Source organism: Nocardia sp. NPDC051750, from assembly GCF_044453135.1.
Classification (GTDB): domain Bacteria; phylum Actinomycetota; class Actinomycetes; order Mycobacteriales; family Mycobacteriaceae; genus Nocardia.
In genome coordinates this window covers 179741-201011 of the sequence record NZ_JBITCK010000003.1, presented here as the reverse complement: position 1 = coordinate 201011, position 21271 = coordinate 179741, and the positions used below count along the sequence as shown (strand labels likewise).

Sequence of the window (21271 nt, the reverse complement as noted above, 5' to 3'; positions counted from 1 at the left end):
TCAGGAGTTGACTCGGCCCAGATAGCTGCCGTCGCGGGTGTCGATACGGAGTTTGTCACCGGTGTTGATGAACAGCGGGACCTGGACCTCGGCGCTGGTCTCCAGGGTGGCCGGCTTGGTGCCGCCGGTGGAGCGGTCGCCCTGCAGGCCGATATCGGTGTGGGTGACCTCGAGTTCCACCGCCACGGGGAGTTCCACATACAGCGGTGCGCCCTCGTGCATGGCGACCTGCACGGTCATGTTCTCCAGCAGGAACCGGGCCTGTTCACCGATGGTGGCCTCGGCGATGGAGATCTGGTCGAAGGTCTCGCCGTCCATGAAGACGTAGTCCGAACCGTCGTGGTACAGGTAGGTCATATCCCGGCGGTCGACAGTGGCGGTCTCCACCTTCACACCGGCGTTGAAGGTCTTGTCGACGATCTTGCCGGACAGCACGTTCTTCAGCTTGGTCCGCACGAAGGCAGGACCTTTACCCGGCTTGACATGCTGGAATTCGACGATCTGCTGGAGATTCCCGTCGATCTTCAGCACGAGGCCGTTCTTGAAGTCGCTGGTGTCCGCCACTGTGTTCGGGTCTCCTCGGTTCTCGGGCGACCGTCGTCATCCGACGACGATCAGGTCTTTGCTGGTGTTGGTGAGCAGCTCCGGGCCCCCTTCGCGCACCACGAGCGTGTCCTCGATCCGGACCCCGCCGCGGCCGGGAAAGTACACACCTGGTTCGACGGTCACCGCAACGCCAGACAGCAGTGTACCCGTGCCCGTTTTTGCGATGCCGGGTGCTTCGTGGATGCGCAGACCCACCCCGTGACCCAGGCCGTGCACGAACAGTGAACCGTGGCCGGCCGCGGCGATGACCTCGCGGGCGGCGGCGTCCACATCCGAGCACGGAATACCGGGGCGCAGCGCCTCCCGGCCCGCGCGCTGCGCCGCGTACACCAGATCGTAGACCTCGCGCTGCCAGCCCGCGGGCGGGCCGAGGACGAAGGTCCGGGTCATATCGGAGTGGTAGCCGCCCACGATCGACCCGAAGTCGATCTTCACGAAATCGCCGGTGGCCAGCACCGCATCGGTGGGCCGGTGGTGCGGAATCGCGGAGTTCGGCCCGGCGGCCACAATGGTCTCGAAGGCGATACCGGCGGCGCCACGCTCGAACATGGCCCATTCCAGATCCCGGGCGACCTGGCGTTCGGTACGGCCCGGACGGAGCTTCCCATTCTCCAGCAGCGCGGCCAGCGCCTCGTCACCGACAGTGCAGGCCGCGCGCAGCAGATCGACTTCGTAGTCGTCCTTGACCATCCGCAGCTGTTCGACGAGACCCGGTGTCGCGACGAAATCCAGCCCGGTACCGAGCTCGGCGAGGCCGCGGTGCTGGTCGACGGTGACGATATGGCTTTCGTAGCCGAGGCGCCCGAACTGCCATTCCCCCGCCAGTTCCACCACCCGGCGGGCCACCGCGCGGGCGATCTCGGCCCGCAGATCGGGAACCTGCTCGGCGACCTGGGTGTCGTAGCGGCCGTCCGTCGCGATCACCGTGTGATCCTCGGCGGTGGCCGTATCCCAGGAGTGCACCAGCAGCGCGGCATTGGACCCGGTGAATCCGGTCAGGTAGCGGATGTTCACCAGATCGGTGACCAGCAGACCGTCGATCTCGTTCTCGACCAGCAGGTTGCGCAGCAGCCCCCGCCGCGCGGCGTAATCGGGCCGCACCTGTGGATCACGGCCGGAATCAGCAGACATGGAAACAAAAGTACCGCCGCGACGCGCGCAGTACACAGGCCCGGCCCGGCGCGCGGGATCCGGAACGATCGGTATTCACAGGATTCGCGCGGCTTCCCCGTTATCCACAATTCACGGCCGGGGCCGCCACCGGCCCGGTATCGCCGGAATCGTGAACGGTGTGACGACACTCGGTTTCCTGATATTGACCGGATGGTGCGCGGCGCTCAGCTGCTGCGATATCCGAAGCCGTCGCCTGCCGAACCCGCTCACGGTGACGGGAGCGGCGGCGGTCCTGATCTACGCGGGTCTCACCGGGCACTTCTGGACCGCGCTACGAGGCGCCGGGCTCCTGGCGATCCCCTATCTGGTGATGCACCTGCTGTGGCCGGCGGCGCTCGGGGCGGGCGATGTGAAGCTCGCCGTGAGTCTGGGTGCGGCCGCCGCGCTGGGCGGCGCGCAATCCTGGATGTGGTCCGCCCTCGCCGCGCCGCTGTTCACCGCCGCGGCCGGGATCGGCCTGGTTGTCGGTCGGCACACCGCACCCCGGCTGTTCCGGACCATCCGGCCGGCCGGCCCGGTGCGGGCACGCTCCCCCGGCAGCGCAACCACGACTGTCGCGCACGGTCCCTCGATGTGTGCCGCGACACTTCTGGGACTGGCCCTGTGGTGATCACCTGGCAGTCCCGTACCGGAACCGGCGCGGGGCCCGATGAGCACCGCCGACCGCCTGCCCCGGGCGCGGCATCCACATGGGAAGATAGTCGGCGTGCTGCGCTGGATAACTGCTGGAGAATCCCATGGACCCGCTCTCGTCGCCATTCTGGAAGGGATGGTCGCCGGTGTCGAGGTGACCTCGGAGGATATCGCCGCGCACCTGGCCCGCCGCCGACTCGGCTACGGTCGCGGCGCCCGGATGAAGTTCGAGGCGGACAAGGTCTCCGTGATCGGCGGGGTCCGGCACGGGCGCACCATGGGCGGCCCGGTCGCCATCGAGGTCGCGAATTCGGAATGGCCCAAATGGACCACGGTGATGTCCGCCGATCCGGTGGACGAGGCCGAACTCGCCGAACTGGCCCGCAACGCCCCGCTGACCCGGCCACGGCCCGGCCACGCCGACTACTCCGGAATGCTGAAGTACGGCTTCGACGACGCCCGCCCGGTACTGGAACGGGCCAGCGCCCGGGAAACCGCGGCGCGGGTCGCGGCCGGTACCGTGGCGCGGGCCTTCCTGCGCCAGGCGCTCGGCGTGGAAGTCGTCTCCCATGTGGTCTCCATCGGGACCGCGGCGAACACCACCGGCGTCGTGCCCACGGCGGCGGATCTGGCCGCCATCGACGAAAGCCCGGTCCGGGCCTTCGATTCCGCGGCCGAGGCCGCCATGATCGCCGAGATCGAGGCGGCGAAGAAGGACGGCGACACATTGGGCGGTGTTGTCGAGGTCGTGGTCAACGGGCTCCCGATCGGGCTGGGTTCCTTCACCAGCGGCGAGAACCGGCTGGACTCGCGGCTCGCGGCGGCGCTGATGGGGATCCAGGCCATCAAGGGTGTCGAGGTCGGCGACGGCTTCGAAACGGCCCGGCGGCGCGGCAGCCTCGCACACGACGAAATGCGTCCCGGACCCGACGGCGTCCTGCGTTCCACGAACCGCGCGGGCGGTCTGGAAGGCGGGATGACCAACGGCGAGGCGCTGCGGGTGCGGGCAGCGATGAAGCCCATCTCCACCGTCCCCCGGGCGCTGGCCACGATCGATATGTCCACCGGCGCGGAAGCCGCAGCGATCCACCAGCGCTCCGATGTCTGCGCGGTACCGGCCGCCGGGGTCGTCGCCGAGTCCATGGTGGCACTGGTGGTGGCGCAGGCAGCGCTGGAGAAGTTCGGCGGCGATTCGGTCGCCGAGACGGTGAGCAACCTCGACGGCTACGTGAAGCGGATCAGCGGGCGCCCGCATCTGAACCCGGGCGACCATATCGCCGCCGACCCGGCGTAATGATCGTGCAGTCCGATCCGCACAGCCCGCGGGTGGTGCTGGTCGGCCCGCCGGGCGCGGGAAAGACGACCATCGGCCGGAAACTCGCCCGCGAACTGGGGGTCGAACTCTACGACACCGACGCCGGGATCGAGGAGACCACCGGCCGGACCATCCCCGAAATCTTCACCGCCGACGGTGAACCCGAATTCCGCCGCATCGAGGAACAGGTGGTGGCCCGGGCCCTGCGCACCCAGCGGGGCGTGGTCTCACTCGGCGGCGGCGCGATCCTGTCCGCCGCCACGCGCGCTCTGCTCCGGGAACGGACAGTGGTGTATCTGGAGATCAGCCTCGCGGAGGGGCTGCGCCGGACCGGTGCCACGAATACCCGGCCGCTGCTCGGCGGCACCGATCCGGGCGCCAAGTACCGGGAAATCATGCGGATCCGGCGGCCCCTGTATCGGGAAGTCGCATCGGTCCGGGTGCGCACCGACGGCCGCAGCCCCGGCCGGGTGGTTCGCGCGATCATGGTCAAACTTTCCCTCGAGTCCGTCCTGGCCGAGACCGGGGACACTGAAGCTGCCACGGGTACGAATCCGCAGCGCACCAGTAGGTCCCGCGCCCGCCGGCGAGCCCGCGCGCGAGCCCGGCGCGCGGCCACCACTCAGCAGCAGCCTGCCGTGCCGGCTGCCGAGCGCGCCGGCGCGGACGACACAGCGCCGAAGAACCGTGCCGGGCGATCGGAAACGACGGCTGCCGGCGCGACCGGCGCCGGATCCGACCGATCCGAATCCGCCGACAACGGTCTGCGCACTCCCGGCCGCTCCCGGCGGGCCCGGGCCAGGCGAGCGCGGGCCCGGAGGCAACAACGCGACCAGGCAGAGCAGACACAGACAGGAACGGAGCAGCCCAGGTGACAGAGCCGACACGTATCGAGGTCCGCACCGCACAGCCCTATCCGGTGATCATCGGCCGCGGTTTGCTCGGTGATCTCGTCGAGGTCGTGACCGGTTCCGGTGGTGTGCGCACCGTCGCCCTCTTCCACCAGCCGTCACTGGTCGAAACCGCCGAGGTGGTCCGCACGGCGCTGGCCGAGGCCGGGCTCGACGCCCACCGGGTGGAGATCCCGGACGCGGAGGCGGGTAAAGAACTCGCGGTCGCGGGTTTCTGCTGGGAGGTACTGGGCCGTATCGGCCTGACCCGCAGCGATGTCGTCGTCAGCCTCGGCGGCGGAGCGGCCACCGACCTCGCCGGTTTCGTTGCCGCCACCTGGATGCGCGGCGTGAAGATCGTGCATGTGCCGACCACGTTGCTGGCGATGGTGGATGCGGCAGTGGGCGGTAAAACCGGTATCAACACCGAGGCCGGTAAGAATCTGGTGGGCTGTTTCCACGAGCCGTCGGCGGTGCTGGTCGATCTGGTGACCCTGGAAACCGTGCCGCGCAACGAGATCGTCGCCGGTATGGCCGAGATCATCAAGGCCGGTTTCATTGCCGACCCGATGATCCTCGAGCTGATCGAACGTGATCCGCAGGCCGCGCTGGACCCGACCGGTGATGTGCTGCCGGAGCTGATCCGGCGCGCGGTCGCGGTCAAAGCGGAGGTGGTCGCGGCCGATCTCAAGGAGTCCGCGCTGCGCGAGATCCTCAACTACGGCCACACCTTGGGACATGCCATCGAACGCCGGGAGCGCTACCGGTGGCGGCACGGCGCGGCGGTCTCGGTCGGCCTGGTCTTCGCCGCCGAGCTGGGCCGGTTGGCCGGCCGACTCGACGATGCCACCGCCGACCGGCACCGCAGCATCCTGGAAAGCGTCGGCCTCCCCACCACCTACGATCCCGATGCCCTGCCACAGCTGCTGGAGGGGATGCAGACCGATAAGAAAACCCGCTCCGGTGTGCTGCGCTTCGTCGTCCTCGACGGGCTGGCCAAACCCGGACGGTTGGAGGGTCCCGATCCCGCATTGCTCGCGGCCGCGTACTCGGCGGTCGCCGGATCCGGGACGACCGGCGGCACCGCGATCCTGCTGTGAGCCACCACTGAGGACGGCCGGGGAAATCTCCGGCCGTCCAGCCCCGGCAGCAATGAGAATGCCCGGCCGTTGCCGCACGCGCTGAGCTCGGGCTCGGCAACGCCGGACAGCCGGAGTTCCACCCAACGGCACTGCCCGACTACGAGGTCACGTCGGCGACCCGGACGAGGCACGTGTCACCGGTTGCGGACCTCGGGTAGACGGCTGTGCGTGCAGTACTCCGTGGGTTGCGGAACCCACGGGGTCGCGGCTCCGGACTCAGGCGGGCGAACCGGCCGGTGTCAGCGTGTCGGCAGCTGCGGGGCGGTCGTGTTCGCGGCGTACCAGCATACGGCCCACCGCCACGCCGACGAGTCCCGGCACGAAGATCAGCAGCACGATGAACGCGGAGGCGGCGGTGGATTCGAACAGCAGTCCGGCATCGCCGAGATCGATCCGCGGAACGAAATCCAGCACCCAGGAAACCAGGCCGCAACCGATTCCGCCGACCACCGCAGCCTGCAGCCACAGCATCGTCAGATCGGTGCCGTGTTCGGGATTCGGGTGGGCCCGCCGGTCCGAACGACCGTCCCGCAGCCCCCACGCCACCGCGGCGCCGATCAGTACCACCAGGCACAGCAGCCGCAACCACAGCCCGTAGGTCGGGACGAACCCCATCGCGAATCCGAGAAGTACCCGGAGCACGACGGCCAGTCCACCGAGCGCCAGTGCCCGCAACAACCACGCAGTCATGCCGATCACCATAACGCCCGGCGCGCAAAGCTAGAACCCGTTACAGAAAATCGAGAGCAAACTATGCGATGCCGGACTGATCAGCCCAGGTCCGCGACGGCCGCCGCCATCGCCGACCGCGGCGCCGGTTGCCCGGTGAATTGCTCGACCTGCCCGTACGCCTGTTCGAGCAGCATCTGCAGCCCGCCGATCACGATATGCCCCGCGGCCGCCACCGCTTCGGCGAGCGGAGTGGGCCACGGGTTGTACAGGGCGTCGAGCACCACCGGGGCCCGTGCCACAGCGGCGGCGACCGCCCCGGCCGCCTGATACGGCACCGTGCTGATCACCGCCCCCGCCTCCGCGCAGCGCCCGGCTAGCTCCGGTGCGTCGAAGCCGATCACCTCGGCTGTCGCGCCGAGTTGCGCGGCGAGTTCGCGGGCGCTCGCCGCCCGGCGGGCATCCCGCGCGACGATGGTGATCCGCCGGGCACCGAGTTCGGTCAGTGCCAGCAACGCCGGGCGCGCGGTGCCGCCCGCGCCCAGCACGACCGCTTCGGTCAGCGCGGTCACCCCGCCGCCGCGCAGCGCGCCCAGCACACCGTCCACATCCGTGCAGTCCGCACGCCAGCCGGACTCGGTCCGGACCAGGGTGTTGGCCGATCCGACCAGCACCGCCCGTTCGGTCCGCGCATTCGCGTACGCCAGTGCCGCTTCCTTGCCCGGCATGGTCACCGACAGCCCGACCCATTCCGGACCCAATCCGTCCACCAGCCGGGGCAATTGCTCCGCGTTGCACTCGATCCGGTCATAGGACCAGTCCAGCCCCAGCGCGTGATACGCCGCCAGATGCAGCTGGGGGGACCGGGAATGAGTGATCGGACTGCCGAGCACCGCGGCCCGCCGCGGGCGGGTTGCCGCCGCCGTCTCGGCCTCGGCGACCGAATTGTCAGCGCCCACTGTCGAGAATCCCGCTTTCCAGAGCCAGCTCGATGTTCTGCAGATGCTCGTTGTAGCTCTGGGTGAACAGCGTGGTGCCCTGCTGGTCGACGGTGACGAAGTACAGCCAATCACCGGGTTCCGGTTTCTCCATCGCCTGGAGCGCGCCGATCGACGGTGCGGCGATCGGGGTGGCGGGCAGCCCGGCCATGGCGTAGGTGTTCCACGGCGTGGTCTGGGCGCGGTCGGCGTCGGTGGTCGCGAGCTCCGTCTTGTCGAGCGCGTAGTTGACCGTGGAATCGAACTGCAGCGGCTGATCGACCTCGAGCCGGTTCAGGATCACCCGGGCGACCTTGCTCATATCCTGGGGCAGCGCTTCGCGTTCCACGAGGGAGGCGCCGATCAGCGTCTGGTAGGGGCTCAACCCGTTGGCGCTCCCGGATTGCAGCAGCCCGGTGGATTCGTAACTCGCCGCACTCTCGCTGACCAGTTTCCGCAGAATCTCCTGCGCGGAACTGTTCGGGTCGAAATCCCAGCTACCGGCGGCGATCAGGCCCTCGAGCTGACGACGCCGGTCGGGCACCTGCCGGACCGCGTCCATCGCCCATTCCGGCACCCCGAGGGCCGCCAGATCGGTGCCCGCCCCGGCTTCTTCGAGTTGCTCGTAGGTCACGCACCGGCGCTGGGCGTCGGCACCGACACAGCTCGCGGTGGCGATCTTGGTGTAGATACCTTCTTTGCGGGCGCCGGTGTTCACATCGTGCTGATCGTGCAGCTGCCGGCCCTCGGAGATCACCAGATTGCCCACCCGCGATTCGGGAGCGATCAACGCCGCGACGGCATCCCGGGCCGGGCTCCGCTCCGGAATGGCGTAGTAGCCGGGCTGTACGGAACTCATTCCTTCGTTCTGCACCGCCGCCTCGTAGAAGGCATCCGAACTGGCGACGACTCCGGCTTCGGCCATGGAGCCGGCGATCTCGGCCGCCGTATCACCGGCCGCGACCTGGACCACCACCGGCGCGCCACCGGGTCCGGCGAAATCCTCGGGCGGGGTGTAGCGGTTGACGAGTTTGTACACACCGGCGCCGATGACCAGCACCAGCACCACCGCGGCAGCCGCCCACAACCACTTCCGGCGGCCCCCCTGCTCTTGTTCCCGCGCACGGCGAGCAGCCGCCCGGCCACCGCGGCGGGGCGCGGGGCGAGTGCCGGCCCGGGTGCGGGCGCGCGATCTCGGTTCGGGGGCGGGCTCGGGCTCGTCGTCGTACTCGTACTCGTCCTCGTCGATGTACTCGTCGTCGTCGACGTAGCGGGGAATGACCGCGGTGTCGTCGTCCTCGTAGGGATCCCAGCCCGGGTCCGGGTCCCCGTCCCACTCCGGATCATCGGCGACGGGCGTGGGCGCCGTCCGGCGGGATCGCTCCCAGGCCCGGTCGTCGCGGCGGTATTTCCGCTCGGCCTCACGCTGCCGGAATCGCGCCTCCGCCTGCGCCCACCGATCCGTCATACATCGTCCCCGAACAACGCGGTACGTGCCGCGTCCTCGGCCGACCTCATCATCGAACTCCGTTCGTCCAACCAGCTCTGCAGGATCGATACCGCAGCCGCCTGGTCGATCACCTGCCGCTGCCCACGTGCTCGGACACCGCTGTCCCGCAGAGCGCGTGCAGCAGACACCGTAGTCAAACGTTCGTCGGAAAGGCGGATCGGCACTTCGGGCAGCGAGTCGCGCAACTTTCCGGCGAACTCGACCGCCAGCCGTGCCGCGGTCCCGCTTTCGCCGCGCAGGGTCCGGGGCAGCCCGACAATGATCTCCACCGCCTCGTACTCCGCGGCGATCGCGACGATCCGCGCGATATCCGTTCCGGCCGGCGTGGCACCGCCGGCGGCAGCTTTACCCGGGCTTCCTCCGGACCTGCGGCCGCGGCCGGGCGCCCCGGCCCGCGGCACGGTCTCCACCGGGGTGGCGAGAACACCGTCGGGATCGCTCGCAGCCACGCCGATCCGGACACTTCCCACGTCGATTCCCAACCGTCGGCCCCGGCCCGGATCGGAGTCGGGGTGGGGCCGGTCTACCGGGGTGTCCGGGCCGGAAGCAGCCGCCATCAGCCGGCGTGTTCGCCGATATGGTCCCGGACCGCCGCCAGACCCGCGTCGATTCCCGACGGATCCGAACCCGCGCCCTGGGCCATCTCGGGCTTGCCGCCACCCCGGCCGGAGATACTCGGACCGAAGACACCCACCAGCGCGCCGGCGGCGAACCCGAGCTCTTGGGCCGCCTTGTTGACGGTCACGACGAACGGCACCTTGCCCTCGTTATTTCCGAGCAACACCACGATGGCCGGCGCCGACCCCAGCCGCCCGCGGATATCGGTCGCCAGGGTGCGCAGATCGCCGGCCGCCACCCCCTCCGGCGCCGCCGCGGCCACCAGGCGCACCTCGCCGATCCGTTGCGCTGCCTCGGCATAAGAACCGGCCGAGGACAGTACCGCGGCGACCTTGGTGCGCTCCAGTTCTTTCTCGGCGACCTTGAGCCGGTCCACCAACTGCTCGACCCGGCCCGGAACCTCGTCGGACGGCACCTTCAGCATGGAGGCGACACCGGCGAGCAGCGCCCGCTCCTTCGCCAGATGCCGGTAGGAATCGAGGCCGACGAACGCCTCCACGCGCCGCACGCCCGACCCGACCGACGACTCCCCGAGCAGGGTGATCGGGCCGATCTGCGAGGAGTGGCCGACATGGGTGCCACCGCAGAGTTCCATGGAGAACGGCCCGCCCATCTCCACCACGCGCACCCGGTCACCGTAGTTCTCGCCGAACAGGGCCAGGGCACCCATTTCCCGGGCCTTCGGCAGATCCGTGACGAAGGTGTTCACCGGATAGTCCGCGCCGACACCGTCGTTGGACACGCCTTCGATATCGGCCTTCTGCTGTTCGGAGAGCTGGCCCTGCCAGTTGAAGTCGAATCGCAGATACCCGGGCTTGTTCATCGAACCCGCCTGCACCGCGTTCGGTCCGAGGACCTGCCGCAGCGCGGCGTGCACCATATGGGTACCGGAATGCCCCTGGGTGGCACCGCGTCGCCAGGCCGGATCCACCTGCGCCAGCACCACATCACCCTCGGTGATCTGGCCCTGCTCCACCGTGCACCGGTGCACCCACAGTTTCTTCGCGATCTTCTGCACATCGTTGACCGCGAGCTTGGTACCGGGCGCGGTGAGGGTGCCGCGATCGGCGATCTGACCGCCGGATTCGGCGTAGAGCGGGCTACGGTCCAGGATCACCTCGATATCGCTGCCCGCGAGCGCGGTCGGCACCCGGACCCCGTCCCCGATCAGCGCCAGTACCCGCGCCTCGGAGGTCAGCTCGTCGAATCCGGTGAACTCGGTATCGCCCCGGTCGACCAATTCCTTGTAGACGGACAGATCGGCGTGGGCGTGCTTGCGGGCGTGCGCGTCCTCCTTGGCGCGCTGCCGCTGCTCGGCCATCAGGGACCGGAAACCCGCCTCGTCCACCGAGAGCCCGGCTTCCGAGGCCATCTCCAGCGTCAGGTCGATCGGGAAGCCGTAGGTGTCGTGCAGGGTGAAGGCGTCGGTGCCGGAAATCCTGCCCGCGGTACCGGCCGGCGTCGCCGCCTTGACCTCTTCGACGGTCTCATCGAAGAGCCGGGTGCCGGTGGCCAGCGTTTTGCGGAACGCCGTCTCCTCACCGACCGCGACGGTTTCGATCCGCGCGAAATCGGTGGCCAGTTCGGGATAGGACGGCGCCATGAGCTCGCTCACGACCTTCATGAACTGGCTCATCACGGGCTGTTCGGCGCCGAGCAGCCGGGCCGAGCGCACAATCCGGCGCAGCAACCGCCGCAGCACATAGCCACGGCCGTCGTTGCCGGGGTTGACGCCGTCGGCGATCAGCATCGCGGAGGTGCGCGCATGGTCGGCGATGACCCGGAACCGCACATCGTCGGCGTGTTCGACGCCGTAGGACCGGCCGGTCAGCTCCTCGGCCTTGTCGATGATCGGGCGCAGCAGATCGGTTTCGTACACATTGTCGACGCCCTGCAGGATCAGCGCGATACGCTCGATCCCCATCCCGGTGTCGATATTCTTCTTCGGCAGCACACCCACCGGCGGGTGGCCCAGTTTGGGGCTGTCCTCACCACGGATGTCCTGCATGAAGACCAGATTCCAGATCTCCAGGTAGCGATCCTCGTCCGCGACCGGTCCGCCGTCGCGGCCGTATTCGGGGCCGCGGTCGTAGTAGATCTCCGAGCAGGGACCACCGGGACCGGGCACGCCCATATCCCAGTAGTTGTCCTTGCCGTCGCGGAACTGGATCCGCTCCTCGGGGATCCCCGCCACCTTCCGCCAGAGTTCGGCGGCCTCGGGGTCGGCCTCGTACGCGGTGACCCAGATCCGCTCCGGGTCGAAACCGTAGCCGCCGTCCTCCTGGGGCTTGGTGATCAGTTCCCAGGCGAAACGGATGGCGCCTTCCTTGAAGTAATCGCCGAACGAGAAATTGCCGGCCATCTGGAAGAAGGTGTTGTGCCGGGTGGTGACACCGACCTCCTCGATATCACCGGTGCGCACGCATTTCTGCACACTGGTCGCACGCGGATACGGCGGCGTCTGCTGCCCGAGGAAATACGGTTTGAACTGCACCATGCCCGCGTTCACGAACAGCAGATTCGGGTCGTCGAGGATCAGCGATGCACTGGGCACCTCGTTATGCCCGGCACGAACGAAATGGTCCAGGAATCGCCGTCTGATCTCGTGGGTCTGCACAGATATCCAGCCTACCGGGGCGGCGCACCCGATTTATCACCGAGCCGGGTTTGCGGGTCGCAGGCCCCGGACGATCCTGCGCAGGGTGCTCACCCGGGGGCCGACGGTGCGTTCGTTGCCGTGGTCGGTGGGGTGGTAATAGTCCACGCCGACCAGTTCGTCCGGCGGGTACTGCTGCGCGAGCACCCCGCCCGGGTCGTCGTGCGGGTAGCGGTAGCCCTGGGCGTTGCCGAGCCGCGCGGCGCCGGAATAGTGGCCGTCCCGCAGATGCGGCGGGACCGCCCCGGCCTTCCCCGCCGCCACATCGGCCATGGCCGCGCCGATGGCCGCCACCACTGCCCCCGATTTCGGCGCGGTGGCCAGATGGATGGTCGCCTGGGCCAGCGCCAGCCGCGCCTCCGGCAGTCCGACCAACTGCACGACCTGCGCGGCGGCGGTGGCGGTCTGCAGGGCGGTCGGGTCGGCCATCCCGACGTCCTCGCTGGCGTGGATCATCAGGCGGCGGGCGATGAAGCGCGGATCCTCGCCGGCGGTCAGCATCCGGGCGAGATAGTGCAGGGCGGCATCGACATCGGAGCCCCGGATGGATTTGATGAACGCGCTGATCACGTCGTAGTGCTGGTCACCGGCCCGGTCGTAGCGGACGGCGGCCTTGTCGATACTGGCGGCGACCAGGTCGAGGTCGATCCGGCCGTCCAGGGACGATTCCGCGGAGGCCTCGAGCGCGGTGAGCGCCCGGCGGGCGTCACCACCGGCGATCCGGATGATATGGCCGACGGCCTCCTCGGTGACGGTGTACTGCCCGTCGAGCCCGCGGGGGTCGGCGAGGGCGCGGTTCAGGACGGCCCGGATATCGTCGTCGCCCAGCGAATGCAGCTGTAGCACCAGCGACCGGGAGAGCAGCGGCGACACCACCGAGAACGAGGGGTTCTCCGTGGTGGCGCCCACCAGCAGCACGATCCGGTTCTCGACCGCGGCCAGCAATGCGTCCTGCTGGGTCTTGGAGAAGCGGTGCACCTCGTCGATGAACAGCACCGTCTGCTCGCCCGCGACCAGCCGGCGGCGGGCGACATCGATCACCGCCCGCACCTCCTTGACCCCCGCCGACAGCGCGGACAACGCCTCGAACCGGCGCCCGGTGGCATGCGATATCAGCGACGCCAGTGTGGTCTTACCGGTCCCCGGCGGACCGTACAGCAGCACCGACGCCGCCCCCGACCCCTCGACCAGGCGACGCAGCGGCGAACCCGGACCGAGGAGATGCTGTTGCCCGACGACCTCGTCGAGTCCCGCGGGCCGCATCCGGACCGCCAGCGGCGCCCGTGCCCCGGCCTCGCGCGCGGCCTGATCCGGCGAGGCGACATCGGGCGCCACAGCTCCCCCACCGGGCATATCGAACAGACCGTCACTCATGCCTGCGACCGTACCGCCCGCCACCGACCCACCCTCCGGACCAGACCCCCGCGCCGCCGCAGGCAGCGCCATGGATACAGCTCAGCTCAGGTGTTCGTCGAGTTCCGCGCAAACCGCCTCGGCGAAATCGCCGACCGCGTCGTTACCGAGGCAGCGCGCGTCCTCGGCGAGACCGGCCCAGCGGTTGAGCAGGGCGTCCGACCGCGGTACCGACAGCCCGTGTTCGCGGACCGCGGCGATGCGCGCGTGATCGGCGGGCAGGAACCAGTACGTGCTCAGCCAGACCCAGATCAATCGTGCTTCGAGAATCTTCTCGGCCAGCAGGGCATCGTCGGCGAGCGCCGGCCAGACACCGACCACCTCGGCCCGCCAGGCCTCCACCATCTGCAGGGCCCGTTCCCGGGACAGTTCGATATCGCACAGGCAGCCCGGGAAGGACACCAGCGCGTACGCGATATCGAGCGTGGCGTCGCGGAACCCGCCCCATTCGTAGTCGAGGATGCGGGCGCCTTCCTCGTTGAGGATCACATTGTCCGGGCACAGGTCCGAGGGGCTGAACGCCCGGAACCGGCCGCCCTCGAACAGGCGTGCACCGTGCGTGATCTGCTCGGTCACCTCGTCGGGTACCTCGATACCGAGTTCGCGCCGCAGCAACCCGGGGACCTCCGCGACCGCGGCCTCGGCCTGCTGAGCGATTCCGTCCACCCGGTGCAGACCGTCGACGCGGCGCAGCAGGGCCACGAAATCGGGTTCGCGCCCGACGGTGGCGGCGTGCATCCGGCCGAGCGCCTGCGCGAACGCCATCATGGCGTTCCGGGTGGCCGGTTCGGCACCCGATGCGAGCACATCGGTGAGTTTGGTGTTCTCCCCCAGATCACTGAGGATGAGCAACCGCTCGGGCAGGCTGTGCGCGATCAGATACGCGCCGGGACGTTCGTCACGGCTCAGCGCGGTGGTGAACTGATACGAGACCGCCTCCCGGAGGAAGGCCGAATCGACGCTCGCGACGCCCGGCATGATCGTGACGTTCTTGGGGTCGGCGACAGCGCCGCGCACCTGTTTGACGATCAAGGTGCGAGGTAGGGAAAAAGCATTCTCGGCGACCCGGACCCGCAGGACAGTCGTCCGTCCACTACCGCTGAGTTCGGTGGGGTCGCTCAGCTTCACCGGAGCACCCATTCGCTTTGTGAGCAACTGTTGCGCTGCGGATACGACTTCGGTGGCTCGTTCGGCCAGTAGTGCAGTCATCGCATCTCAAGTTACTCGCATTCGGTCACTTCTAGCGAGCGGTTCCACAACCTTTCCGTGTCGCCCGGCGTGTCAGGCGTGTTCTCCGGCCCGGCTACGGCCTGCTTGACAGCGCTGCGCGGGTCGGGTTTTCTCGATCTGAACTGCTGTGCGCCACACCGGAAACCCGTTGAGCCGAAAGGTATGCCAGCGTGACCGACACACCGCGTTCCGCCCCCGATTCCCCCGGTGATCCGGACACGGCAGGCAGACAACCCGCACCCGCCGAACCCCGGCCCGGCGCCGGCGCCGAACCCGCCGCAGACACTCCCCGGACCGCCGATTTCCCAGGTGGAGCGGTACGAACACCGGGCCACGGCACACCCGTCGCCGCAGACGAGATACCCGCCACGGGGCCTGCCGCGCGCACGATCACCGACAAACCCGTCCTGCCCGGCCCCGCGGGCCGGCCGGAAGCGCCGCCGCCGGGTGGCGTGGGTCCTGACCCGGTTGCCGGGCAGCCGGTCTACGGCCCCGCGGGCACCGGACCGGCGCCGGATTCACAGGTCTACGGGTACGAGGCAGTCGGTACCGGGATCCCCGGCCGGCTCGATATCGGGCATGCCCTCAGCTACGGCCTGGAGAAGTTCCGCCGCAATCCCGGGCCGTGGGTGGCGGTGACCTCGCTCGGCTTCATCATCTATCTGCTGTTCTATCTGGTGGTGCGGATCACCGAACCGCGGTCGGCGTTTCCCCTGCTGTTCCTGTTCGCGGCGGTCATGGCCGGGCTGTGGGTGCTCCAGGCCGCGCTGGTGCGCGGTGCGCTGTACGAAACCGACGGCTACCGTCCGGGTTTCGGCTCCTATTTCTACCTCGGCAGTCTGGGGAATGCGTTCCTCACCGCGCTGCTGGCCTTCCTCGCGACCACCCTGGCCTCGGCGCTCTGCCTGATTCCCGGGATGCTGGTGGGTATCGGCTGTATGTTCTCACTGCATTTCGCGATCGAGCAGGGGCAGACACCGGTCGAGGCGATCAAATCCAGCGTCCTGCTGACACTGCGGGATCCGTGGCGGGTCCTGTTGCTGGTGCTGACCGTCGTCGTGGTGACCTGCCTGGGCCTGCTGGCCTGCGGGCTCGGTCTGCTGGTAGCCGGTCCGGTGGCGGCGATGGCGGTCACCTACGCCTATCGCACGCTCACCGGCGGTCCGGTATCGCCGGCCTGACGGCACCGGTGGTTCACCCCCGGGCGAGGAGCCGGTCGGCCGTGGACCGGCCGGTCATCGGTCCGCCACCGTGCCGCAGCACCGTCGAGCCGGCGTTCCGGAAAACTCGCACTGCGACAACCGCTCTGGGAATCCTCCGAGCGCGCGGCCGGCCTCCGCTACCCGACGACCGCTCTTTCCGCAGAGACGATGTGATGACGCTCGGGCAGGCCCGGATACCGGGTGCCCACGATCAACCGCTCGTTCCACAGCCTCCGATAGTCGCGGGGCATCACAGTCGCGATCCGAAAAACCTGATGGCCGGTACGCCTATCCGGCGCTCACCGCGGTTGCGGGGGCCTTGGCCGAATCGCCCGATTTATCGTCGCCCTTGCTCTGCGGCCGGGCATCCAGCCCGGCCTCTTTGCGCTGCTGCGCGGTGATCGGCGCCGGGGCGTCGGTGAGCGGGTCCACACCGCCACCGGTCTTGGGGAAGGCGATGACCTCACGGATCGAGTCGAGCCCGGCGAGCAGGGCGACGATCCGGTCCCAGCCGAAGGCGATACCGCCGTGCGGCGGCGCGCCGAAGGCGAACGCGTCCAGCAGGAAGCCGAATTTCTCCTGCGCCTCGGCCTCGTCGATCCCCATCACCTGGAATACGCGTTCCTGCACGTCTTTCCGGTGGATACGGATACTGCCGCCGCCGATCTCGTTGCCGTTGCAGACGATGTCGTAGGCGTAGGCGAGCGCCGACCCCGGGTCGGTGTCGAAGGTGTCGATCGATTCCGGCTTCGGCGAGGTGAAGGCGTGGTGGACCGCCGTCCATGCCGAATACCCCAGCGCCACATCGCCGCTGGCGGTCGCTTCGGCGGCCGGTTCGAACAGCGGGGCGTCCACGATCCAGACGAACGACCACGCGTTCTCGTCGATCAGTCCGACCCGCTGCGCGATCTCCGACCGGGCCGCGCCGAGCAGGGCCCGCTGCGCTTTGGCCGGGCCGGCCGCGAAGAACACACAGTCGCCCGGTTCGGCGCCGACATGGGCGGCCAGTCCCGCGCGTTCGGCCTCGCTGAGGTTCTTGGCCACCGGGCCGCCGAGCGTACCGTCCTCGCCGACCAGCACGTAGGCGAGGCCCTTGGCGCCGCGCTGTTTGGCCCAGTCCTGCCAGGCGTCGAGCTGGCGCCGCGGCTGGTTCGCGCCGCCGGGCATCACGACCGCGCCCACATACGGCGCCTGGAACACCCGGAACGGCGTATCGGCGAAGTATTCCGTGCATTCGGTGATCTCCACCCCGAAGCGCAGGTCCGGTTTATCGCTGCCGAAACGACGCATCGCCTCGGCGTAGGTCATATGCGGGATGGGGGTCGGGATCCGATAGCCGATGAGCTCCCACAGCGCCACCAGGATGTCTTCGGCCAGCAGGATCACATCCTCCTGGCGCACGAAGCTCATCTCGAGATCGAGCTGGGTGAACTCGGGCTGGCGATCGGCGCGGAAGTCCTCGTCGCGGTAGCAGCGGGCGATCTGGAAGTACCGTTCGATACCGCCCACCATGAGCAGCTGTTTGAACAGCTGTGGGCTCTGCGGCAGCGCGTAGAAGTTACCGGGCTGCAGTCGCGCCGGCACCAGGAAATCACGGGCGCCCTCGGGTGTCGAACGGGTGAGCGTCGGGGTTTCGACCTCGACGAAGTCGTGCCGCGCGAGCACCGTGCGGGCCGCGGCATTCACCTTCGACCGCAGGCGGATGGCATGGGCCGGGCCTTCCCGGCGCAGGTCCAGGTAGCGGTAGCGGAGCCGGGCCTCCTCACCGGGCTGTTCGTCGAGCTGGAACGGCAGCGGGGCGCTCTCGTTGAGCACCTCGAGCTCTTTGACGTCCACCTCGATGGCACCGGTCGGCAGTTCGGGGTTCTCGTTACCCTCCGGCCGCAGCTCGACCACACCGACGATCCGCACGCAGTACTCGGCGCGCAGCCGATGCGACTGTTCGGCCGCCGGGCCCTCCCGGAACACCGCCTGCGCGACGCCGGAGGCATCCCGCAGATCGATGAAGATCACGCCACCGTGGTCACGCCGCCGCGCCACCCAACCGGAAAGGGTCACGGTCTGACCGGCCTGTTCACTTCGCAACGAACCGGCCAAGTGGGTGCGCAGCACGGGATTCCTTTCGACGTTCGGGACACACCGGGGACGGCCACCGGATGCGGTTGCCATCGTAGTGTGCCCCGGCGAGCAGGCTGTACCGGATATATTGCCAGCATCGAGCAAAGTCGTAGCAAACACGTTCGCCGACGGGACGCATGCCATGACCTTCAACGAAAATCTGCCGATCGACCCGGGCCGGGCCTCCTCGGGTGGCGGTCCCGGCCGCAACGGCAAGCTCGCCCTGGGCGGCGGAGCCGGCGGGCTGATCGTCCTGGTACTCGCCTTGCTGATGGGCGGGGACCCGGGCTCGACACTCGGTCAGTTCACCGGCGCACAGGATGTGCAGACCAGCCCTACAGCCGACACCCCCGAGCACTGCCGTACCGGAGCCGACGCCAACACCTACGTGGACTGCCGGGTCGTGCTCACCGCGCAGAGTCTGGACGCCGTCTGGGGACAGGAACTGCCGGACCAGACCGGCGTCACCTATGAACCACCCGGGCTGCGCCTGTTCACCGGCTCGGTGTCCACCGGCTGCGGGTACGCCACCAGCGAGGTCGGCCCGTTCTACTGCCCTGCCGATCGGACGGCGTATTTCGATGTGGGTTTCTTCCAGGAACTCGTGGATCGTTTCGGCGCCACCGGTGGCCCGCTGGCCCAGGAGTACGTGGTCGCGCACGAGTTCGGCCACCACATCCAGACCCTGCTCGGCGATATCGGCCGGGCCCGGCAGGATCCGCAGGGACCGGAGTCCGGTGCGGTGCGCACCGAACTACAGGCCGACTGTTACGCCGGTATGTGGGCGCACTACGCGGACCGCACACCCGCCCCGGGTTCGGATACACCGTTCCTGCAGCCGCTGGACGACGTCGATATCGGCGACGCCCTCTCGGCCGCCTCGGCGGTCGGCGACGACCGGATCCAGGAGTCGGTGCAGGGCCGGGTGAATCCGGAGGTGTGGACGCACGGCGCGTCCGAGCAACGACAGGGATGGTTCCTCGCCGGCTATCGCACCGGCGAGGTCCGGTCCTGTGACACCTTTTCGGCGACCGATCTGAGCAACCCGGCCGACCTGCGTTGACGCCGCGGCCGGTCAGAACTGGCTGTCGTAACCCGCATCCTCATCAGCATCCACCGCGCCGATGACTTCCGGCGCCGATTCGCCCAGCGGCCCGGTGAGATCGTCGTTACCGGTCACGCTGCGATAGGACTCGACCGTGCGGCCGTGCTCCTCGTCGCTGTTGCGCTGCCCGGCCGCCGCCCCGCCCGGCGCCCCCATGAACCCGCTCGACGCGGGCGAGGTGGCCGCGGGAGCCGTCCCCATCGGAAAGGCGCCCGGCCGGAGCACGTTCGTCAGCGGCGGCTGGGTGGACCCGGGAACCCCGGGCACCGACGGCGACCCGGGGGTCCCCGGAGTGCCGCTCGGTGATCCCGTCGACAATCCCGGGCTGCCGGTCGGCATACCAGGACTGCCGGTGGTGGTCACCCCGGCGGTCGTCGTCGATGCCGGATCACCGGTGGTGGAACCCAGCACGGACTCCAGGCCCGACGGATCCGAGGCGAGGCTCTGCGCCTGCTGCAGCATCGGCTCACCGACGCTCTGTGCCACCTCCTGCGCGGTCTGTGCGACCTGCTGGGGGTTGACACCGAGCAGTTGCTGCACCACACCGCCCAGTTCCGCGGTCTTGCCCGCGAGATCACCGCGGGTGATGTTGGCGACGGTCACCGCCTGACCCAGATGCTCGGTCGCCGACGCGATGAGCGCGGCCTGCGCCGGCGGGGTCATCACCACCGGCGCGAGGGCCGTCGCCTGGCCGAGGAAGGATGCGGCGATGGTGGTGAGCTGCGCGTTGCCCTGCTGCACCACCGCGGCGGCGGCCTGGGTCATCGCCGAGATATCGAACCCCCGCTGACTGGTCTGCAGCCCGGAGTTGTTGGCTTCCTGCCCGGCCGTCTGCGCGGTCTGGGCGGCGTTGCTCTCCCACGACTGCCCCATCGCGGACAGGCTGCTCTTGCCCACCCCCATCGCCACCTCGATGACCTGGGAGGCCTGACTCATGATGGCGGTCGGATCCAGGGCACCGATCACGCCAGTGCCGAAGCTGCTCAGCAAATCGCGGATCGGCGCGAACAGCACATCGATACCGGGCAGCGCGGGCAGCGCCGCGCCACCGAGCAGCGCGCCCACCGGGTCGGCGGGAAGGGCCGGGGCCGCGGCGGCGGGAACACCGGCCGTGGCAGCGGGCGCACCGGCTCCGGTCGCCCCCAGCGCCTGGCCGAGGACCCCCTGCGCGGCCTCGACAGCCGGAGCCGCGGCCTGGTTGACCGCACCCAGCAGGTAACCGGCCTGGTCGGAAACATCTTCGGCAGCACCGGCCAGGATGTCCTGCGGAGTGTCCCCGGTGAGTCCCGACAGCCCGGGGACCCCGGCCGGCATACCGGCCGTCGCGGGCCCGTCGTCGGAAACCCTTTGCGACAGGATGAATTCCGGTGATTCGACCGGCGCTTCCCCCTCCGGGACCTGGCCGAGCGGCACGTTCTGGATCGCCGCGCCGGGGTCCGGCGCCACCGCCGCCGGTGCGGCGGCCGCAGGCACGGTAGCGGGCGCGGAGGTGACCGCCTGCTGTAGCTCGGGGGCGATCAGACCCGTGGTTCCGGCGCCGTTGTCGAGCGGTTTCACAGCGCGCCTCCCGCCGCACCGAGCGCGCCGGCGGTCCCGTCGTCGGTGAGGTCGTAGTTGAGCGCCGAGGAGAACGCCGCCTGGGAAAGATGCTGGTACTTGGCCGACAGATCGTTGATATCGCGGGCCTGCAGCACCTGGGCGGCCGCGAACATGGCCAGATAGTCGGCGCCGATCAAACCGAAAACCGGTGTCAGCGCGGCGATATTCTTCAGGGCGTCGATATTGGCGACGCCCGCGATCTCGGTGCCGATCCCGGCATTCGTCGTACCGAACGCCCGCAGCGCTTCGGTCTCCACCGAGGTAATACTCATCGGGCTCCCCCCTGATTCTTCGTGAACATCATCGTGGCCACCGCGTGAACTTCTCGTATGCCGCAACGACACACACCCCTGCGGCACCAAATGGTTGCCGCCCGAATATAGCCCACCCCGGCGCCCACGCACGAGACCGTCCC

17 protein-coding genes and 1 pseudogene are annotated in these 21271 nt (G+C 69.2%); 6 read left to right on the top strand and 12 right to left on the bottom strand.

What is annotated here, in order from left to right; genetic code table 11:
* Complete coding sequence (gene efp, locus ACIA75_RS14545) at positions 1-564, bottom strand: elongation factor P (protein ID WP_397103862.1); 564 nt, start codon at positions 562-564, stop codon at positions 1-3.
* Positions 565-600: 36 nt separating this feature from the next.
* Positions 601-1707, bottom strand: coding sequence for a M24 family metallopeptidase (locus ACIA75_RS14540; protein WP_397105309.1), 1107 nt, complete (start codon positions 1705-1707; stop codon positions 601-603).
* A 190-nt stretch (positions 1708-1897) separates the two neighbouring features.
* Here ACIA75_RS14540 and ACIA75_RS14535 point away from each other — a divergent pair, with 190 nt between their 5' ends.
* From ACIA75_RS14535 to aroB, 4 genes and pseudogenes are all read left to right on the top strand, one after another.
* Positions 1898-2389 carry a prepilin peptidase gene (locus ACIA75_RS14535; RefSeq protein ID WP_397103860.1) on the top strand — a complete coding sequence of 164 codons (492 nt, stop codon included), beginning with the start codon at positions 1898-1900 and terminating at the stop codon, positions 2387-2389.
* A gap of 96 nt (positions 2390-2485) precedes the next feature.
* Positions 2486-3706 (top strand): chorismate synthase, encoded by a 1221-nt coding sequence (gene aroC / locus ACIA75_RS14530; protein WP_397105307.1) that lies wholly within the window; start codon positions 2486-2488, stop codon positions 3704-3706.
* Positions 3706-4224: pseudogene (locus ACIA75_RS14525) on the top strand (shikimate kinase); the annotation flags it as partial. The gene aroC and the pseudogene ACIA75_RS14525, both read left to right, overlap by 1 nt.
* Positions 4225-4598: 374 nt before the next feature.
* Positions 4599-5717, top strand: a complete 1119-nt coding sequence (aroB, locus tag ACIA75_RS14520) for a 3-dehydroquinate synthase (protein WP_397103858.1) — start codon at positions 4599-4601, stop codon at positions 5715-5717.
* A 258-nt stretch (positions 5718-5975) separates the two neighbouring features.
* Here the strand turns inward: aroB and ACIA75_RS14515 are convergent, their stop codons facing one another.
* The 7 genes from ACIA75_RS14515 to ACIA75_RS14485 all read right to left on the bottom strand — a co-directional run bounded on the left by ACIA75_RS14515 (position 5976) and on the right by ACIA75_RS14485 (position 14811).
* Positions 5976-6449, bottom strand: coding sequence for a B-4DMT family transporter (locus ACIA75_RS14515; RefSeq protein WP_397103856.1), 474 nt, complete (start codon positions 6447-6449; stop codon positions 5976-5978).
* A gap of 80 nt (positions 6450-6529) precedes the next feature.
* Positions 6530-7387, bottom strand: a complete 858-nt coding sequence (locus ACIA75_RS14510; RefSeq protein WP_397103854.1) for a shikimate dehydrogenase — start codon at positions 7385-7387, stop codon at positions 6530-6532.
* Positions 7377-8873, bottom strand: a complete 1497-nt coding sequence (gene mltG / locus ACIA75_RS14505) for an endolytic transglycosylase MltG (RefSeq protein WP_397103852.1) — start codon at positions 8871-8873, stop codon at positions 7377-7379. Before mltG ends, ACIA75_RS14510 begins: the two co-directional genes overlap by 11 nt.
* Positions 8870-9475, bottom strand: a complete 606-nt coding sequence (gene ruvX, locus ACIA75_RS14500; protein ID WP_397105305.1) for a Holliday junction resolvase RuvX — start codon at positions 9473-9475, stop codon at positions 8870-8872. Before ruvX ends, mltG begins: the two co-directional genes overlap by 4 nt.
* Positions 9472-12150 (bottom strand): alanine--tRNA ligase, encoded by a 2679-nt coding sequence (alaS, locus tag ACIA75_RS14495; protein ID WP_397103850.1) that lies wholly within the window; start codon positions 12148-12150, stop codon positions 9472-9474. Before alaS ends, ruvX begins: the two co-directional genes overlap by 4 nt.
* A 36-nt stretch (positions 12151-12186) precedes the next feature.
* On the bottom strand, positions 12187-13563 hold the full coding sequence (locus ACIA75_RS14490; protein WP_397103848.1) for a replication-associated recombination protein A: 1377 nt from the start codon (positions 13561-13563) through the stop codon (positions 12187-12189).
* An 81-nt stretch (positions 13564-13644) separates the two neighbouring features.
* A complete protein-coding gene (locus ACIA75_RS14485; RefSeq protein ID WP_397103847.1) occupies positions 13645-14811 on the bottom strand; it encodes a phosphotransferase family protein in 1167 nt (388 codons plus the stop codon).
* Positions 14812-15002: 191 nt separating this feature from the next.
* On the opposite strand from ACIA75_RS14485, the gene ACIA75_RS14480 reads away from it, so the two are divergent.
* Positions 15003-16013: a hypothetical protein gene (locus ACIA75_RS14480; RefSeq protein WP_397103845.1), complete on the top strand. Its 1011-nt coding sequence runs from the start codon at positions 15003-15005 to the stop codon at positions 16011-16013.
* Between the two features lie 309 nt (positions 16014-16322).
* Here ACIA75_RS14480 and aspS read toward each other — a convergent pair whose 3' ends face one another.
* Entirely contained in the window at positions 16323-18146 is a 1824-nt protein-coding gene (gene aspS / locus ACIA75_RS14475; RefSeq protein WP_397103843.1) for an aspartate--tRNA ligase, read from the bottom strand.
* Positions 18147-18294: 148 nt separating this feature from the next.
* On the opposite strand from aspS, the gene ACIA75_RS14470 reads away from it, so the two are divergent.
* On the top strand, positions 18295-19215 hold the full coding sequence (locus ACIA75_RS14470; RefSeq protein WP_397103841.1) for a neutral zinc metallopeptidase: 921 nt from the start codon (positions 18295-18297) through the stop codon (positions 19213-19215).
* 12 nt (positions 19216-19227) lie between these two features.
* Here ACIA75_RS14470 and ACIA75_RS14465 read toward each other — a convergent pair whose 3' ends face one another.
* Together ACIA75_RS14465 and ACIA75_RS14460 are read right to left on the bottom strand one after the other, a co-directional pair.
* Complete coding sequence (locus ACIA75_RS14465) at positions 19228-20814, bottom strand: hypothetical protein (protein WP_397103839.1); 1587 nt, start codon at positions 20812-20814, stop codon at positions 19228-19230.
* Positions 20811-21128, bottom strand: coding sequence for a type VII secretion target (locus tag ACIA75_RS14460; RefSeq protein ID WP_397103837.1), 318 nt, complete (start codon positions 21126-21128; stop codon positions 20811-20813). Before ACIA75_RS14460 ends, ACIA75_RS14465 begins: the two co-directional genes overlap by 4 nt.
* Between the last annotated feature and the right edge of the window lie 143 nt (positions 21129-21271).

Excerpts from the sequence above, each read along its gene's own strand:
- ACIA75_RS14515 (WP_397103856.1), bottom strand. The coding sequence starts at position 6,449 with ATGACTGCGTGGTTGTTGCGGGCACTGGCGCTCGGTGGACTGGCCGTC.
- mltG (WP_397103852.1), bottom strand. The coding sequence starts at position 8,873 with ATGACGGATCGGTGGGCGCAGGCGGAGGCGCGATTCCGGCAGCGTGAG.
- ACIA75_RS14490 (WP_397103848.1), bottom strand. The coding sequence starts at position 13,563 with ATGAGTGACGGTCTGTTCGATATGCCCGGTGGGGGAGCTGTGGCGCCC.
- ACIA75_RS14485 (WP_397103847.1), bottom strand. The coding sequence starts at position 14,811 with ATGACTGCACTACTGGCCGAACGAGCCACCGAAGTCGTATCCGCAGCG.
- ACIA75_RS14470 (WP_397103841.1), top strand. The coding sequence starts at position 18,295 with ATGACCTTCAACGAAAATCTGCCGATCGACCCGGGCCGGGCCTCCTCG.
- ACIA75_RS14460 (WP_397103837.1), bottom strand. The coding sequence starts at position 21,128 with ATGAGTATTACCTCGGTGGAGACCGAAGCGCTGCGGGCGTTCGGTACG.